We start from the raw sequence: 16,746 nt of genomic DNA, 5'->3' as shown, positions 1-16,746 counted from the left end.
CCCGTTGCTGCATCCGGGCCTCTATCCTTCGAGACGCGCGCGAGAGCGCGCTCCTTAGGATGAGGGGATGGATTTGCGCGCCAGAAACCTCGTAATCGCCCCTCCGAGCTTGGCATGGTCCATCGGCTCCGCCAGCGACTCCCTCGCCGTGGCAACGACATCGTCCGGCGCCTTGCCGTCGCGCAGCTCGCAGCACACTTGCGCAAACCCCAAGTCGAACTCCGGGTGCGGCTGCAGGGTGAGCGTCGCGCCGTTGGCGTAGAGCAGGCCGGCATGCGGGGTGAAGTCGGAGGAGAGGATCGTCAGCGCATCGTTCGGCGGCTCAATCACCTGGTCCTGATGCGAGCAGGCGATGGCGACTGCTTCGCCGTCGACGACGCCGTTGTCCGGCAGCACCTGATAGACGTGCCGGCCGATGCCCCAGCCCTTCTCCGATTTGCGCACGGTGCCGCCGAGCGCCTGCGCGATCAACTGATGACCGAAGCAGATGCCGACCATCGGTGTCCTGCTGGCGTAGGCCGTGCGCACGAAATCTTCCAGCGGCGCGATCCAGTCGAGCCCGTCATAAACGCCGGCGGCCGCGCCGGTGATCAGCAGCGCCTCCAAATTGCGCGGATCGGGAAGCGCATCGCCGTTCGGGATGCTGACGATCTCGACCGTCGCAGCCGGGTCCTCGGCGCGGACCATGCGCTCGAACATGTCCGGGAACGACCCGTGGCGCTCGCGATATTTTTGGGGGACCTGCCCGGTCTCGATGATGGTGATGCGTGCCATGTGCCCTCGGGTAAAGGTTAAGCTCAGTCGCTTCCTGCCCCATGTTGCTGGTGTGGCGCTGTACGCACCAGCAGCGCGCTCTCTTTCCGGACCTCGTTGAGAAACGCCTTGGCCAGGCGCGACAGCGGCTCGGCTTCCGACCATAGCATATAGGCCACGGCGTGCGTCGTCGGCGCGAACGGCCGCACGACGAGGCCGGTCCCGCCGTTCTGCCGCGGCGAGAAGGGATCGACCACCGCGGCGCCGACGCCGGCGGCGGCGAGCACGCAGGCCGTGTTGCAGTAGCGCACCTCGACGGTCGGCCGGAACGGCGCGCCGGCACGGGCGAAACTGTCACGCACGGCCTCGCCGAGCCGTGTGCCGCGCTCGAGCCCGATGAAGGGCAGGCCGGACAGGTCCGCGGCCGAGATCACCGGCTGGTCGGCGAGCGGGTGCTGCGGCGGCAGCACGCACACCATCTCGCCGGTGTGCACCACCTCGTGGGCGATGCCTGGATGATGTGTCAGCCCGAGCGCGAAGCCGAGCTCGGCGACGCGGTTGAGCACGCCTTCGATGATTCCCTCATAGCGCCGCACGTCGAAGAACACCCGTGTCTCCGGGCGACGGCGCAGGAAACCTGACAGCGCCGAGGGGATGATGCTGTAGGCGAGCGGCGGCGTCGCGACCAGCGCGAGATGCCCGGAGCGGTTCTCGCGCAGATCGCGCACGCGGCTCTCGAGCTTTGCGTGCAGCGCGAAGATCGCCTCGCTCTCCTTGTAGAGCGCCATTGCTTCCGTGGTCGGAAACAGCCGGTTGTTGACGCGTTCGAACAGCGCAAAACCTGCCTGCGCCTCCATCGTCTTCAGCGCGTTGCTCACGGCAGGCTGCGACAACGCCAGTTCGTCGGCGGCCGCAACCGTGGTGCGGTGGCGGATGACGGCGCGGAGAATCTCGAGCTGGCGCAGGTTCATATCACTGCCGATTATACTCTGGGCCAAAACATCATAGCAGAACGAATTGATTTTGCAGCCCCGCTTCCGCGTAATGGCAGCGGATTTGCACGTCGCATCAAAGGGTTCATTCGCCCATTGAGGCGCCACTGCGCACAGATTGGAGGCAATCTTGGTTCGTGTCCTTCGCGCCGCCGCCGCACAGATGGGGCCGACGCAAAAAGCCGATACGCGCGAGCACACGCTGTCGCGGATGCTTGCGCTGCTGGAGGATGCGGCCGGCCGCGGCGCCAGCCTCGTGGTGTTTCCCGAGCTTGCCTTCACCACGTTCTTTCCGCGCTGGTTGCTCGAAGGCGAGGCGCTCGACCATTATTTCGAACGCGGCATGCCGAACCCGAACGTCGCCGCCTTGTTCGACCGTGCACGTGCGCTGCGCGTCGGCTTCTATGTCGGCTATGCCGAGCTGACGCCGGATGGACGCCGCTACAATTGCGCCGTCCTGGTCGATCGCGACGGCGAGCTGCTCGGCCGTTATCGCAAGGTGCACCTGCCGGGCTCGGTCGAGCCGCGACAAGGTGCGCGCTACCAGCAGCTCGAGAAACGCTATTTCGACTATGGCGATCTCGGCTTTCCGGCCTTCCGCGCCGGCTCGGCCTGGGCCCACGCCATCATGGGTATGATGATCTGCAACGATCGCCGCTGGCCGGAATCCTGGCGCGTGCTTGGCCTGCAGGGCGTCGAGCTCGTCTGCATCGGCTACAATTCGGCGGCCTATGATCCCAATGGCGGCAGCACGGAAGATGCCTCCTTGCGCACCTTCCACTCCACGCTGGTGACGCAGGCCAACGCCTACATGAACGCGACCTGGGCGATCTCGGTGGCGAAGGCGGGCGAGGAGGACGGCTCCGGGCTGATCGGCGGCTCCTGCATCGTCGATCCCAATGGCCGCATCGTCGCGCAGGCCGCAACGCTGACTGACGAGGTGATCGTCGCCGACATCGATCTCGACCTCTGCCGCCAGGGCAAGGACAAGATGTTCAACTTCGCCGCGCACCGGCGGCCGGAGCAATACAGGGTGATCACCGAACGCGCCGGCGTCATCGAGCCCGCGGTTCTCGACGCAGACTGACAGGACGTTCCAACAACGTTGGCAAAGGAGCCGATATGACGCGCCTCTCGTATTTCCTCGGCATCGCAGCGCTGGCGGCCGCGACGTCCGCGCAGGCGGCGGAGCTTCCGGCCGAGATCAAGCAAGCGGGCGCGTTGAAGCTCACGGTCAACTCCACTTACGCGCCGATGGAATACCGCGATCCCGCGACCAATGAGCTCGTCGGGCTCGACGTCGATCTGGCAAACGAACTGGCCAAGCGGCTCGGCGTGAAGATCGTCTGGAGCGAGACGCCGTTCGCGGAATTGATCCCGTCGCTTCAGACCAAGCGCGCCGATTTCATCATCTCCGGCATCTCCGATCGCGCCTCGCGGCGCGAGACCGCGGATTTCGTCGATTATCTCGGGACCGGCCCACAGTTCTTCGTCATGGCGGAGAACGAAGCCAAGGCTGCGACCGATCTCTGTGGTAAGAAGGTTGGGACCACCCGCAGCACCAGCTTCCCGGTCGAGATCGAGAAGTGGAGCAAGCAGAATTGCGAGCCGGCCGGCAAGCCGGCGGTCCAGTACGTGCCCGGCGAGAACTCGATCGACGTCCGCAACCAGCTCAAGCAGGGCCGCATCGACGCCGCCGTACAGGGCAGCGAGACGTTGCCTTATGCGCAGACGCAGGAACCCGGCAAATACCGCGTGATCGGCGAGCCCTTCGCCAAAGGATATCAGGGCATCATGTTCCGCAAGGACGACGCGGCGCTTCGTGAGGTGGTGACCGAGAAGCTCACCGCGATGATCGCCGACGGTTCCTACAAGGCTGTCCTCGACAAATGGGGTCTCGGCGGCAATGCGGTCGCCCAGCCCATGCTGAACGCGGCGTCGCAATGAAGACGGCACCGGCACTCGCGGAGGGTTTTCCCGACCTGTCGGGGATGCGGATCGCGCGCGAGCCGCACTGGTTTCGCTGGCTCAGCGCAGCGCTGATCGTTCTTGTACTTGCATTGATCGTGCGCGCGTTTGCGGCCGGCCAGATCGAATGGTCCTATGTCAGCCGCTTCCTGACGGCAAAGGTGATCCTCGAAGGCATCGTCAACACCATGGTGATGGCGGTGCTGGCGATGGCGCTCGGCATCTTCCTCGGCGTCGTCATCGCGATCATGCGGCTGTCGCCCAACCCGGTGCTGAAGACCGTTGCCGCCGGCTACACCTGGTTGTTCCGCGGCACGCCGCTGATCCTGCAACTGCTGCTGTGGTTCAATCTCGCGCTGGTGTTTCCGACCATCGGCATTCCCGGCCTGTGGAGCGCGCGCGCCGTCGATGTCATGACGCCGTTCCTCGCCGCGCTGCTCGGGCTCGGCATCAACCAGGGCGCCTATACGTCGGAAGTGATGCGGGCCGGCATGCTGTCGGTCGATATCGGGCAATATGAGGCCGCGCAGGCGATCGGCATGGGACGCTTGCGTGCGCTGCGCCGGATCGTTCTGCCGCAGGCGATGCGGGTGGTGATCCCGCCGCTCGGCAACGAGTTCATCGGCATGGTGAAGGCGACCTCGCTCGCCAGCGTCATCCAGTATCCGGAACTGCTGCACAACGCCGAGAACATCTACTACGCCAATTCGCGCGTGATCGAGCTGCTGATCGTCGCCGGTCTCTGGTATCTGCTCGTCGTCTCGGTGCTGACGCCGCTCCAGATGCTGCTCGAACGCCGTTTTGCGCGCGGCACATTGCGGCTCGCGCGATGACAAAACCCCTCGTCGCGATCCGCTCCGTCAGCAAGAGTTTTGGAGAGTTTCAGGCTCTCAAAAATGTCTCGCTCGACATCCGGCCCGGCGAGGTGATGTGCCTGATCGGCGCCTCCGGCTCCGGCAAGACCACGCTGCTCCGCTGCATCAACCAGCTCGCCGCGATCGACAGCGGCGGCATCTGGCTCGACGGCGAGCTCCTGGGCGTGCGCGAGCAGGGCGGACGGCTCCATCGGCTTAGCGAGCGCGAAATCGGGCGGCAGCGGTTGAAGACCGGCATGGTGTTCCAGCGCTTCAATTTGTTTCCGCACAAGACCGCGCTCGAAAACATCACCGAAGGTCCGCTCCAGGTTCAGGGTCGAAAATCCGACGAGGTGCGTGCGGAGGCGATCGAGCTGCTGCGGCGCGTCGGATTGTCGGCCAAAGCGGATTCGTATCCCGCCCAGCTCTCCGGTGGCCAGCAGCAGCGCGTCGCGATTGCCCGCGCGCTTGCCATGAAGCCGATGCTGATGCTGTTCGACGAGCCGACCAGCGCGCTCGATCCCGAGCTCGTCGGCGAGGTCTTGGCGGTCATGAAGGAGCTGGCGCGGAGCGGCATGACCATGATGGTCGTGACGCACGAACTCGGCTTCGCGCGCGAGGTCGCCGACCGTGTCGTCTACATGGACCAGGGCGCGATCATCGAGCAGGGGCGCGCATCCGATGTCTTGGGCGCGCCGCGCGAGGAGCGCACCAGGGCATTTCTTTCGGCAGTGATCTGAATGGGGGCGTATCGATGAAGAGAATTCTGGTTACGGCGGCACTCGTTGGCGCCATGAGCGCTCCGGTCATGGCAGTCGAGCTGCCGGCGGAGATCGCCAGGCGCGGCAGCATCAAGGTCGCGCTGGTGCCGAACTATCCGCCGATGGAGTTCCGCGATCCCGCCACCAACGCGTTGTCCGGCTTCGACATCGATCTCGGCGAGGCCATCGGCCGCAAGCTCGGCGTCAAGATCGAATGGCAGGAGACCAGCTTTGCCGAGTTCATGCCGTCGATCTCGACCGGGCGGGTGGACGCCATCCTGTCCGGCTTCACCGACTATGCCAGCCGGCACGAAATCGCGTCCTTCGTCGATTATCTGCGCAGCGGCCCGCAGTTCTTCGTGCAGCAGTCGCGCAAGGCGGAGTTCAAGGACGCAGCCGCGCTCTGTGGCAAGAAGGTCGGCGCCAGCCGCCGCACCATGTTCCCGGCGCAGATCGCGGCTTGGAACGAGAAGAATTGCGGCACCAATCCGGTCCAGTTCGTCGGGACCGACGGCTCGGCCGATGCCCGCACCCAGCTCAGGCAGGGCCGCATCGATGCCGCCGCCCAGGGCAACGAGACGCTGCCCTACATCATGGACCTCGAGCCCGGCACCTATGCGACTGTGGGCGAGCCCATCGCGCAGCAATTCACCGGCATCGCTCTGCCGGTCAAGGAAAAGGCGCTGCAGCAAGCCATGCTGGAGGCAGTCGACGCGCTGATCGCGGACGGCACTTATCGTACGCTGCTTGGCAAGTGGAAACTGACCGACAACGCACTCGAAAAGGCGACCCTCAATGCTGGACAGTAAGGCACTCCAGAGCATCCCGCTCACCCCAGCCAACACCGCGGATCCTGCGCCGGAATACCCCTGGCCGAGGCCGTACAATTCGGCGATGTTCCTGTCGTTCGACGTGGACGCGGAGAGCGCCTGGACCAGCAAGGACGCGGTGCACGCGCAGCGGCTCATCACCATGAGCTATGGCGGCTATGAGGCGCGCGTCGGCACGCCGAAACTGCTGGAGCTGCTCGATCAGCTCGATCTCAAGGCGACCTTCTTCGTCACGGGATGGTCGGTCGACGCGCATCCGGCGATGGCCGAGTCCATTCTCAAGGCCGGTCACGAGATCGGCCACCACGGTTATCACCATCTCCTTCCCGATCCCGGCGATCCCTGGATCGAGGAGGAGCTCGAGCGCGGCTTCGAGGCGCTCAAGCGCCGGCTTGGCGTCAGGCCGACCGGCTACCGCGCGCCCTACGGCGAATTCACCGAGGAACTGCGGGTGGCGCTGGTGCGCCACGGCATCGTCTACACCTCCTCGTTTCGCGACGACGTGCGGCCCTATCGGCATCGTCTCGCCGACGGCAAGCCGGGCACGATCGAGCTGCCGGTAACCGCAAGCTATGACGACTGGATGCACGGCCTGTCCGCGCGCTTCAGTCCGCGCTCGATTTTCCCCAAGGAGCATGTGCTTTCGATCTGGAGGGACGAGCTCGACGAAACCAGAGACTGGGGCGCGATGGTGACGACCGTGCTGCATCCGCAATGCAGCGGCCGACCGATGCGGCTGCGCCTGCTGCGCGAATTCCTGACCTACGCAAAATCATGCCCGGATGTCTGGATCACGACCGGTGAGAAGATCGCGGCCAACTTCCTGCGCCACGAGGCCGGAGAAAGTTGAGCCACGCCATGACCCGCATCCTCGTCATCAATCCCAACTCCTCCGCATCGGTGACCGCGGCGATCGATGACGCCGTCGCGCCGCTGCGCATCGCCGGCGGCCCCGCAATCGAGGTCGTCGGCCTTGCCGAGGGGCCGCTCGGCATCAGCTCGCAGCGCGACGCCGACAGCATTGTGATGCCGCTGGTCAACCGTGTGTCGCGCGACGATGCGGATGCCTTCGTGCTCGCCTGCTTCAGTGATCCCGGCCTGCATGCGGTGCGCGAGGCGGCCGGCGGGCGCCCGGTGATGGGTATCGCCGAGTGCGGTATCTTTCGCGCACTGATGCTGGGCGAGCGCTTCGGAATCATCGCGCTGTCGCCCTCGAGCATTCGCCGCCAGCAGCGGATGGTGCGGCTGATGGGCGTCGACAGCCGCTATGCCGGAAGCTGGTCGGTCGGCGCAAGCGCGGCGGAGACGGCAGGCGCGGACATCCGGGGACGGTTGATCGAAGCTGGCCGCGCGCTGGTCTCGCAATGCCGTGCCGATGTCGTGGTGATGGGCTGCGCCGGCATGGCCTCGCATCGCGCGGCGATTGCGGATGCCATCGGTGTGCCCGTGGTCGAGCCGGCGCAGCAGGCGGTGGCCGCTGCGATCGGCGCGGTCTTGCTGAACACGTAAGATCCTTCAGGAGCCTCTTGCAATGCCCGTCTCCCGTCGTTCGCTCCTCAAGGCCGCAGCCGCTGTGCCGGCGCTGTCATTCCCGGGTATCGTCCGTGCCGAATCCCAGACCACGCTGCGCTTCATTCCCGTCATCGACCTCGCCTTCGTCGACCCCATCTATTCCACGGCGCAGGTGTCGCGAAACCATGGCTTCATGGTCTACGACACGCTCTATGGCATCAGCTCTTCGCTCCAGGTCTCGCCGCAGATGCTGTCGGGCCATGTCGTCTCCGGCGACGGCCTGCAATGGGACCTCAGTTTGCGCGACGGCCTGTTCTGGCACGACGGCGAGCGCGTGCTTGCCCGCGACTGCGTTGCCAGCATCCGCCGCTGGGCCGCGCGCGACGGCTTTGGCGGTGAGCTGATGGAGGCGACGGACGAGCTGTCGGCCGCTGACGACCGCACCATCCGCTTCCGCCTCAAGCGTCCATTCCCGCTGTTGCCGCAGGCGCTCGGCAAGGCCGCGATCAACGCGTGCTTCATGATGCCGGAGCGGCTGGCGAGCCAGGATCCATTCAAGCCGCTGACCGAAGTGATCGGCAGCGGGCCGTTTCGCTATCTCGCCGACGAGCGCGTGCAGGGCGCGCGCAACGCGTATGCCAAATTCGAGCGCTATAAGCCGCGCAGCGGCGGCAAGCCGGATTGGACCGCGGGTCCGAAGATCGTGCATTACGATCGGGTGGTCTGGACCACCACGCCCGATGCCGGCACCGGCGTCGCCGCGCTGCAGACCGGCGAGCAGGACTGGCAGGAGACCACGCCGCACGACCTGCTGCCGATCATCAAGGCGGCCGGCGACATCGAGGCGCGCATTCTCGATCCCCGCGGTTATGCCTGCATGCTGCGCCTCAATCATCTTCAGCCGCCGTTCGACAACCCTGCCGTTCGCCGCGCCCTCCTGGGGGCGATCGATCAATCCGCCTTCATGACCGCGGTCGCCGGGACCGATCCGAACTTCCAGGTCTCCCCCATCGGCTATTTCGCGCCGAATACCCCGATGGCCAGCGATGTCGGCCTCGATGTCTTCCGCGGCCCGCGTGACTACGCCAAGGTGAAGGCCGATCTCAAGGCCGCGGGGTATCATGGCGAGAAGATCGTGGTGCTCGTGCCCACCAACTCACTGGCCCAGAAGCCGCTGGGCGAGATCGCCGTCGATTCCTTGCGCAAGGCCGGCATGAACGTCGAATATGCCGGGCTCGATTTCGCCGTGGTGTTGCAGCGCCAGCTCAAGAAGGATCCGCTTCCGCAGGGCGGCTGGAGCGCGGCGGTCGGCAACTGGCAGGGCATCGATTGGCTCAATCCGGCGGGCAACACCAACATCCGTGGCGAGGGCAAGGTCGCCGGCTGGTATGCGAGCGAGAAGATGGGAGCCTTGCGCAGCCAGTGGCTCGCGGCCTCCGAGCTCGCGGAACAGCAGCGCATCTGCCGCGAGATCCAGGCGGTGGCGTTTCAGGAAATCCCCTATATTCCGATCGGCCTGTACAAGCAGCCGACCGCCTATCGCAAAGCTATCACCGGCGTTCTCGACGGCACCGCCGTCTTCTGGAACGTACGCCCCGCATGAGCACATCAGCAATTTTCGGCAGCTATGTGCTGTCTCGCAAGGACGGCGCGCAGGACGTGTTGCGCGACCGCTGGGTCCTGATCGAAGGAAAGACGATCGCCGCGGTCACGCGCGACAAGCCGCACGCGGACGAGGTGCATGACCGCCCCGGCCGTTTCGTTCTGCCGGGTCTCCTCAACCTGCACAATCACTGCTTCTCGGAAGCGGTGGCGCGCAGCCACACCGAGGACGGCAATGGCCGCAAGAACAATCAGAGCATCGTCTACACGGTGCTCTTGCCTCTAACCAAGCGCGGTGCAGATATCTTGTCGGCGGAAGAGCGCATGGCGGTCGCACGGCTCGGCATCCTCCAACTCCTGAAGGGCGGCGCCACCACGGTGATGGAGCCGTTCCGGAACTCGATCCCGGAGATGTTCGACGCCGCCGAAGAGATGGGCATCCGCTTCTATGGCGCGCCCTATCTGTTCTCGACGTCGGACGCCAAGGCCGGCCCCGACGGCGTGGTGCACTATTCCGGCGATGACGGCACAGCCGACATGGCGACCTGGGATGCGCTCTACCAGCGCTGGAACAATCGCGGCGACGGTCGCATCGGCCTTGCGATGAGTCCGCATGCCACCGACACCTGCGGGCCCGATCTCTTGAAGGCCTGTGCCGCGCGGGCGCGCGAGCTTGGCGTGCCCATCACGACGCATATGGCGCAGAGCCGCGCCGAGGTTGAAACCATCGGCAAGCGCTATGGCGGCCGCACGCCGGCGCAATATCTCGACTGGCTCGGCCTGCTGGCGCCCGATCTGATGGCGGCGCACTGCATGTTCAGCACCGACGACGATCTCAAGCTGATGGCCGCGCGCGGCATGACGGTCCTCAACTGCCCGCGCGTGTTTGCGCGCGCCGGCGTCACCGCCGCGTTCAGCCGGTTCGCGGAACACGGCGTTCGCACCGTGGTCGGCACCGACGGCTACAACATGGACCTGCTCGGCGAGCTCAATGCGGCGTCGCTGATCTCCAAGATCACTTCGGCGCGGGCTGACGTCGCGAACGCGCCCGAATTGATCGAGGCGAACACGGCAATCGCCGCCGATGTCATCAAGCGGCCCGATCTCGGCCGGATCGAGCCGGGCGCGACCGCCGACCTCACCATCGTCGATCTCACCCATCCGCATCTTCAGCCGCTGTTCGACCCGCGACGCGCACTGATCGCGCTCGCCAATCGCGCCAATATCGATCAGGTCATGGTCGACGGCCGCATGCTGGTCGATGCCGGCCGCTATCTCGGCGCTGACGAGGCGGCGATCACGGCGGCGGGGACTGCTGCGATCGGCAAGATCTGGGACCTGCCGGAGGCGCAGGCGGCGTTCAACGGCTGAGAGCTCCCTCGTCGAATTCGGCGAGCGACTTGCGCATGGTCTCGACCAGATCCAGCGCCACCGGCGAGGGGCTGCGCTGCGCCGGAAACACGGCGGAGAATTCGAAGTCGATGCGCGGCAGGAAGCGGCGGACGACGACGCCGCGCGTGGAAAATTCCTGCGCGGTGAAGGGATCGCAGATCGCAACCCCGAGCCCCGACGACACCATGCCGCACATGATCTCCGAGAGCGTGGTCTCGACCCTGAGCACGCGGCGGACATCGTGGCGATGGAAGACCTGGTCGACGAGGTGGCGGCTCGACGAGCCCGCCGACAGCGAAATGAAAGTCTCGCCCTCGAAATCGCGGGGCTCCAGCACTTCCTTTTCCGCGAGGCGGTGACCGGTGGGCAGTACAGCCACACGCGCGGGCGCCGGCAGCTTCTGGCTCGGCAAGCCGGAATGCGCGATCGGCACCTCGGCAAAGCCGACGTCGCATTGGTTGTTCAGCACCCAATCGACCACGATCGGCGAGATCACACCGAAGAAAGCGAGGTTGAGGTTGGGACGCTCCTTCAGGAAGTGCCCGGTGAGCCGCGGCAAATAGCCATTCGACAATGCTGGAAGTGCCGCGATCCGCAGTGAGCCGGTGCGGCGGCCCCGGATTTCCTCGGCTGCCGCGGTGATGCGTTCGAGGCCGACGAAGGAGCGCTCGACCTCGGTGTAGAGCGCCATGGCCGCAGCGGTCGGCACGAGGCCGGTGCCGCGCCGCTCGAACAGCTCCATCTTCAGCAGCGCCTGGAGGTCGCGCAGCAACCGGGAGACCGCCGGCTGCGTCACTTTCATCAGCGCCGCCGCCTCAGTCACGCTGCCGGTCAGCATCGTGGCCCGGAAGGCTTCCACTTGCCGCGAATTGATCCGCGCCATCCTGAATTCCATTCATAACATTTAGGCATACAAAGGGTGCCATTATTCATTGGACGACGGAAGCCGGAGTTTGCGATCTTTTTCATCAGAGCTGGAGACGGCCCGCTTTTTCGGCAGATCGGAGGGGTTCGAACCTCCGGATCGCGCCAAAACCAGCCGCGCAGGGGCCGGAGCCCTGTCGGGGAGGGATCTGCGCGGAAGGAAATGCGGAAGGTTCAGCCAACGAGACTCGTCGGCACGTCACCTCATCCCGGTATGGAGATCGGACCACATGAAGACTTTTCGCCTTCTGACAGCGGTCAGCATCGCGGCGCTCGTCGCCGCCCCGTCGGTCGCCACGGCCCAGCAGAAAACGCTCTACGTCGCCGGCTATGGCGGCTCGTTCGAGAAGACTATTCGTGACGAGGTGATCCCGACCTTCGAGAAGGAGAACGGCGTCAAGGTAGAGTACGTCGCCGGCAACTCCACCGACACGCTGGCAAAGCTCCAGGCGCAGAAGGGCAATCAGCAGATCGACGTCGCCATCGTCGACGACGGCCCGATGTACCAGGCGATCCAGCTCGGCTTCTGCGGCAAGCTCGAGGGACTTCCGGCCGATCTCTACGACACCGCCCGCTTTAAGGACGATCGTGCGGTCGCCATCGGGATCGTCGCGACCGGCCTGATGTACAACACCAAGGTGTTTGCGGAGAAGGGCTGGGCGCCGCCGACCTCCTGGAACGATTTGAAGGACACGAAATACGCCAAGCAGCTCGTGATCCCGCCGATCAACAACACCTATGGCCTCGAAGCGCTGGTGATGCTGTCGAAGATGAACGGCGGCGGCGAAACCAACGTCGATTCCGGCTTCAAGATCTTCAAGGAGCAGATCAATCCGAACGTGCTCGCCTATGAGCCGTCGCCGGGCAAGATGACCGAGCTGTTCCAGTCCGGCCAGGCCGTGATCGCGGTGTGGGGCACCGGCCGCGTGCAGAGCTTTGCCAATACCGGCTTCCCCGTCGATTTCGTCTATCCGAAGGAGGGGGCCGCGACGTTGCTGACGACCGCCTGTCCGATCACCAAGCCGAACGCCTCGCCGCTTGCGTCCAGCTTCGTCAAGATGCTGCTCGAACCCAAGATCCAGCTCGTGATGCTGAAGGACTACGGCTACGGCCCGGTGCTGAAATCGCTGGTCATCCCGCCCGAGCTCGGCAAGATGGCGCCGATCGGCGAACGTGCGGCAAAGCTCTATAATCCGGACTGGACTGTCATCAACGAGAAGCGCGAGGAATGGACCAAGCGCTGGAATCGCGAGGTCGAGCGCTGATCGTTCGCGGCGGAGACAGCGTCATGGCTTATCTCGAGCTCGATCGGGTCGCAAAACAGTTCGGCGCGCAGACTGTCGTCGACGACTTCAGTCTCGCGGTGGGGAAGGGGGAGTTTGTCTCCTTCCTCGGCCCCTCTGGCTGCGGCAAGACAACGACCCTGCAAATGATTGCGGGCTTCCTCGATCCCAGCCGCGGCGCGATCCGGCTGGAAGGCAAGGACCTGACCGCGATCCATCCGGCCAAACGCGGGCTTGGCATCGTGTTCCAGAGTTACGCGCTGTTTCCGCACATGACCGCGGCCGAGAATGTCGCGTTTGGCCTCGAGATGCGCAATGTGTCGCGCGGCGAACGGACCGAGCGCGTCCGCGCCGCGCTCGCGATGGTCGGGCTTGCCGGCTACGAGGATCGCCATCCGCGCCGCATGTCCGGCGGCCAGCAGCAGCGCGTGGCGCTGGCGCGCGCGCTGGTGATCAAGCCGAGCGTATTGCTGCTCGACGAGCCGCTATCCAATCTCGACGCCAAGCTGCGCGAGGAGATGCAGATCGAGCTGCGCCAGATCCAGCGCACCATCGGCACCACCACGATCCTCGTCACCCACGACCAGAACGAGGCGATGTCGCTGTCCGACCGCATCGTGGTGATGAGCCAGGGCCGGATCGAGCAGATCGGCACGCCGCAGGAGACCTATGAGAAGCCGGCCTCGGCCTTCGTCTCGCAGTTTTTGGGCAAGACTAACGACTTTGCCGCGACGATCGATCGGACCAGTGCGCCTGCGCGACTGATCGCCGGCTCGTGGAGCGCGCCTGCGCCTGCCGGGCGCAGCGGTCCCGTCACCATCAGCATTCGCCCCGAGCGGATCGACTTTGGCGACGCAGGCCTCAGCGCAAAGATCGTCACGCGCATCTTCCAAGGCAATCACTGGCTGTTCCAGTGCGACAGCGAATGTGGCCCGGCGACCGTAATCCGCCAGAATGACGGCCGGTCGCAACCGGTCGAAGGCGAGGCAGTTCACCTCACCTGGCGGCCGGAGGACATGGGCGTGAGAGGCGTCGCATGAGCGCTTCCGCCGAGGAACGAAACGCACGCACGCCCTGGGCGCTGACCGCGCCCGCTTTGATGCTGTTCTTCGGCGTGCTCCTGATTCCGCTGGCAATGACCGTGATGCTGTCGTTCCATGACTGGGGCCAGTACAAGGGCATCGAGCCGGTCTTCATCCTCAAGAACTGGCACGAGATCGTTACCGATCCCTATTACGCCGAGATGTTCGGGCGGACGTTTCGCATTGCGATCCTGACCACGCTGCTCACCGCGCTGCTCGGTGCGCCCGAAGCCTACATCCTCAACCGCATGGGCGGACGCTGGAAGAGCGTTTTCCTGCTGGTCATCCTGGGGCCGCTGTTGATTTCCGTGGTGGCGCGCACGCTCGGCTGGGCGCTGCTGTTCGGCGGCAATAACGGCCTCGTCAACAAGCTCTTGATGTCGGCCGGGTTGATCCGCGCGCCTATCCCCTTCATGTTCACCGAGACCGGAATGGTTATCGCGCTTGCGCATGTGATGATGCCATTCATGGTGCTGTCGGTGTGGGCGGCGCTGCAGCGGCTCGATCCGCAGATCGAGAATGCCGCGATGTCGCTCGGCGCCGGCCCTGTGACCATCATCCGCCGCATCATCATGCCGCAGATCATGCCGGGCGTGCTGTCAGGGGCGATCATCGTGTTCTCGCTCTCGGCCAGTGCGTTTGCGACGCCCGCGATCATCGGCGGCCGCCGGCTCAAGGTCGCGGCGACGCTCGCCTATGACGAATTCCTCAACACGCTGAACTGGCCGCTGGGTGCGGCGGTCGCCACGCTGCTGCTGGCCGCGCTGGTCTTGATCGTCGTCGGCAGCAACACACTGATCGAGCGCCGCTACGCGGAGGTGTTCCGATGAGCCGGAACGGGCCGCTCGCGCTGATCTTCCACACCATCTTCGTCATCGTCATGGTGGCGCCGATCCTCGTCGTCTGCCTCGTCGCGTTCACGCCTGAAGGCTTCTTGTCGCTGCCGACAAACGGTTTTTCGCTGCGCTGGTTCAGGGCGATCGCCAACTATCCCGAATTCGTCCATGCTTTCTGGGTCAGTCTTGGCCTTGGCGCACTGTCCTCCTTCGTGGCGCTGCTGTTCGCAGTGCCTGCGGCGCTCGCGATCGCGCGCTATCGGTTCCGCGGCCGAGACGCACTGGCGGCACTGTTCCTGTCGCCGCTCATGATCCCGCATGTCGTGCTCGGCATCGCATTCCTGCGCTTCTTCACCTCGGCCGGCCTCGGCGGCAGCTTCGCCGCGCTGATCATCGCGCATGTCATCATCGTGTTTCCGTTCGCGCTGCGGCTGACGTTGGCGGCGGCGACCGGCATGGACCTTTCGGTCGAGATGGCGGCGATCTCGCTCGGCGCCGGCGGCTGGACGCTGTTCCGCCGCGTGACCTTGCCGCTGATCCTGCCCGGCGTCATCAGCGGCTGGGCGCTCGCCTTCATCCAGTCCTTCGACGATCTCACCATGACCGTCTTCCTCGCGGCACCCGGCACCGAAACACTGCCGGTGCGCATGTTTCTGTACATCCAGGACAACATCGATCCGCTGGTGACGTCGGTTTCGGCCTGCGTGATCGCTGTTACCATGACCGCTCTCATTCTGCTCGACCGCTTCTACGGGCTCGACCGCGTGCTCGCCGGCAAGGGCGATACGGGGCGATAGGAGAATCCATGCGAACAGATTACGACGTCGCCGTCGTCGGCGGCGGATTGCTCGGCTCCGCCATCGCCTGGGGCCTCGGCCGGCTCGGCAAGCGCGTCGCCGTGCTCGACGAAGGCGACATCACCAAGCGTGCCTCGCGCGCGAACTTTGCCCTGGTCTGGGTTCAGAGCAAGGGCTTGGGCATGCCTGCCTACACGGTGTGGACGGTGCAGGCGTCACAGGCGTGGAGCAGGCTCGCCGCGGAGTTGAAGCAGCAGACCGATCTCGACGTCTCGCTTCAGCAGAATGGCGGCTTTCATCTCACGCTCGGCGAGGACGAATTCGGCCAGCGCACCGAGCTGGTCAAGCGCATGCATAACCAGACAGGTGCCGCCGACTACATGATGGAGATGCTGCCGGCGTCCGAGGTGAAGAAGGTGCTGCCGCTGATCGGGCCTGAAGTCTCCGGCGGCAGTTATTGTCCGCTTGACGGTCACGTCAATTCGCTGCGCACATTTCGTGCGTTCCACACCGGCTTCAAGGCCTTCGGCATCGATTATCTTCCGGAGCGTCCGGTCTCGGCGATCAGCCAGAGCGGCGGTGAATTCCGCCTGACGACGCCGCAGGGCGAGCTCCGTGCCGCCAAGATCGTGCTCGCCGCCGGCAATGCCAACCAGACGCTGGCGCCGATGGTCGGTCTCTACGCCCCGATGGGCCCGACCCGTGGCCAGATCGTGGTGACCGAGCGCACCATGCCCTTCCTGCCGCATCCGCTGACCACGATCCGCCAGACCGACGAGGGCACGGTGATGATCGGCGACAGCAAGGAAGACGAGCTCGACGATCGCGCGCTGAAGCACTCGATCAGCGCCGTCATGACCGATCGCGCCCAGCGGATGTTTCCGCATCTCGCGCGGCTCAACGTGGTCCGGAGCTGGGCCGGCATCCGCGTCATGCCGCAGGACGGCTTTCCGATCTACGACCAGTCAGAAACCCATCCCGGCGCCTTCGTCGCCTGCTGCCATTCCGGCGTGACGCTCGCCTCCAACCACGCTTTCGAGATCGCGCGGATGGTTGCGCAGGGCGCGCTCGAGCCGGAGCTGGTCGGCGCGTTCTCGGCCAGCCGTTTTGGCGCCGCCGGTGCCGCGAACAACAGCGGCTACTAGGGATATTGAAGGAGC

General features: G+C 65.3%; 17 protein-coding genes. 14 read left to right on the top strand and 3 right to left on the bottom strand.

The features are described from left to right. Positions 1-54 precede the first annotated feature (54 nt). Both IVB41_RS13585 and IVB41_RS13580 read right to left on the bottom strand, forming a co-directional pair. A complete protein-coding gene (locus tag IVB41_RS13585) occupies positions 55-774 on the bottom strand; it encodes a type 1 glutamine amidotransferase (RefSeq protein WP_247400944.1) in 720 nt (239 codons plus the stop codon). Between the two features lie 23 nt (positions 775-797). After that, on the bottom strand, positions 798-1,724 hold the full coding sequence (locus tag IVB41_RS13580) for a LysR family transcriptional regulator (RefSeq protein WP_247400947.1): 927 nt from the start codon (positions 1,722-1,724) through the stop codon (positions 798-800). Positions 1,725-1,875: 151 nt separating this feature from the next. Between IVB41_RS13580 and IVB41_RS13575 the strand changes: the two genes are divergently transcribed. The 9 genes from IVB41_RS13575 to IVB41_RS13535 are packed head-to-tail and all read left to right on the top strand — an operon-like array spanning position 1,876 to position 10,643. Further along, the gene (locus IVB41_RS13575) at positions 1,876-2,832 is read left to right on the top strand and encodes an N-carbamoyl-D-amino-acid hydrolase (RefSeq protein ID WP_256464233.1); all 957 of its coding nucleotides are present in this window, start codon (positions 1,876-1,878) and stop codon (positions 2,830-2,832) included. 35 nt (positions 2,833-2,867) lie between these two features. Next, a complete protein-coding gene (locus IVB41_RS13570) occupies positions 2,868-3,692 on the top strand; it encodes an ABC transporter substrate-binding protein (protein ID WP_247431828.1) in 825 nt (274 codons plus the stop codon). Then, a complete protein-coding gene (locus IVB41_RS13565; RefSeq protein ID WP_027570289.1) occupies positions 3,689-4,546 on the top strand; it encodes an amino acid ABC transporter permease in 858 nt (285 codons plus the stop codon). The genes IVB41_RS13570 and IVB41_RS13565 overlap by 4 nt, the downstream gene beginning before the upstream one ends. Further along, positions 4,543-5,307 (top strand): amino acid ABC transporter ATP-binding protein, encoded by a 765-nt coding sequence (locus IVB41_RS13560; protein ID WP_247287529.1) that lies wholly within the window; start codon positions 4,543-4,545, stop codon positions 5,305-5,307. Before IVB41_RS13565 ends, IVB41_RS13560 begins: the two co-directional genes overlap by 4 nt. Positions 5,308-5,321: 14 nt before the next feature. Then, positions 5,322-6,137: an ABC transporter substrate-binding protein gene (locus IVB41_RS13555; RefSeq protein ID WP_247431825.1), complete on the top strand. Its 816-nt coding sequence runs from the start codon at positions 5,322-5,324 to the stop codon at positions 6,135-6,137. Further along, the gene (locus IVB41_RS13550) at positions 6,124-7,008 is read left to right on the top strand and encodes a polysaccharide deacetylase (protein WP_247431822.1); all 885 of its coding nucleotides are present in this window, start codon (positions 6,124-6,126) and stop codon (positions 7,006-7,008) included. The genes IVB41_RS13555 and IVB41_RS13550 overlap by 14 nt, the downstream gene beginning before the upstream one ends. Before the next feature lie 8 nt (positions 7,009-7,016). Beyond that, positions 7,017-7,667 (top strand): aspartate/glutamate racemase family protein, encoded by a 651-nt coding sequence (locus IVB41_RS13545; protein WP_247431817.1) that lies wholly within the window; start codon positions 7,017-7,019, stop codon positions 7,665-7,667. 22 nt (positions 7,668-7,689) lie between these two features. After that, complete coding sequence (locus IVB41_RS13540) at positions 7,690-9,273, top strand: ABC transporter substrate-binding protein (RefSeq protein WP_247431814.1); 1,584 nt, start codon at positions 7,690-7,692, stop codon at positions 9,271-9,273. Continuing rightward, on the top strand, positions 9,270-10,643 hold the full coding sequence (locus IVB41_RS13535; RefSeq protein ID WP_027570295.1) for an amidohydrolase family protein: 1,374 nt from the start codon (positions 9,270-9,272) through the stop codon (positions 10,641-10,643). Before IVB41_RS13540 ends, IVB41_RS13535 begins: the two co-directional genes overlap by 4 nt. Here the strand turns inward: IVB41_RS13535 and IVB41_RS13530 are convergent. Further along, positions 10,633-11,547, bottom strand: a complete 915-nt coding sequence (locus IVB41_RS13530; protein WP_027570296.1) for a LysR substrate-binding domain-containing protein — start codon at positions 11,545-11,547, stop codon at positions 10,633-10,635. The genes IVB41_RS13535 and IVB41_RS13530 overlap by 11 nt on opposite strands. Before the next feature lie 271 nt (positions 11,548-11,818). Here IVB41_RS13530 and IVB41_RS13525 point away from each other — a divergent pair, with 271 nt between their 5' ends. Genes IVB41_RS13525 through IVB41_RS13505 form a run of 5 tightly spaced genes read left to right on the top strand, consistent with a single transcriptional unit; the run spans position 11,819 to position 16,731 of the window. Next, positions 11,819-12,853, top strand: a complete 1,035-nt coding sequence (locus tag IVB41_RS13525) for an ABC transporter substrate-binding protein (protein ID WP_247358225.1) — start codon at positions 11,819-11,821, stop codon at positions 12,851-12,853. A gap of 23 nt (positions 12,854-12,876) precedes the next feature. After that, positions 12,877-13,911, top strand: a complete 1,035-nt coding sequence (locus tag IVB41_RS13520) for an ABC transporter ATP-binding protein (protein WP_247431810.1) — start codon at positions 12,877-12,879, stop codon at positions 13,909-13,911. Then, positions 13,908-14,783, top strand: a complete 876-nt coding sequence (locus tag IVB41_RS13515) for an ABC transporter permease (protein WP_247431807.1) — start codon at positions 13,908-13,910, stop codon at positions 14,781-14,783. Before IVB41_RS13520 ends, IVB41_RS13515 begins: the two co-directional genes overlap by 4 nt. Then, on the top strand, positions 14,780-15,586 hold the full coding sequence (locus IVB41_RS13510; protein ID WP_247358228.1) for an ABC transporter permease: 807 nt from the start codon (positions 14,780-14,782) through the stop codon (positions 15,584-15,586). The genes IVB41_RS13515 and IVB41_RS13510 overlap by 4 nt, the downstream gene beginning before the upstream one ends. An 8-nt stretch (positions 15,587-15,594) precedes the next feature. After that, positions 15,595-16,731, top strand: coding sequence for an FAD-binding oxidoreductase (locus IVB41_RS13505; protein WP_247431804.1), 1,137 nt, complete (start codon positions 15,595-15,597; stop codon positions 16,729-16,731). The last annotated feature ends 15 nt before the right edge of the window (positions 16,732-16,746 follow it).

Origin of the sequence: Bradyrhizobium sp. 44 (assembly GCF_023073095.1) — a bacterium.
In the GTDB taxonomy this organism is placed as follows: Bacteria; Pseudomonadota; Alphaproteobacteria; order Rhizobiales; family Xanthobacteraceae; genus Bradyrhizobium.
The sequence above is the reverse complement of the archived record's forward strand: the minus strand, read 5'-3'. Positions and strand labels throughout refer to the sequence as shown.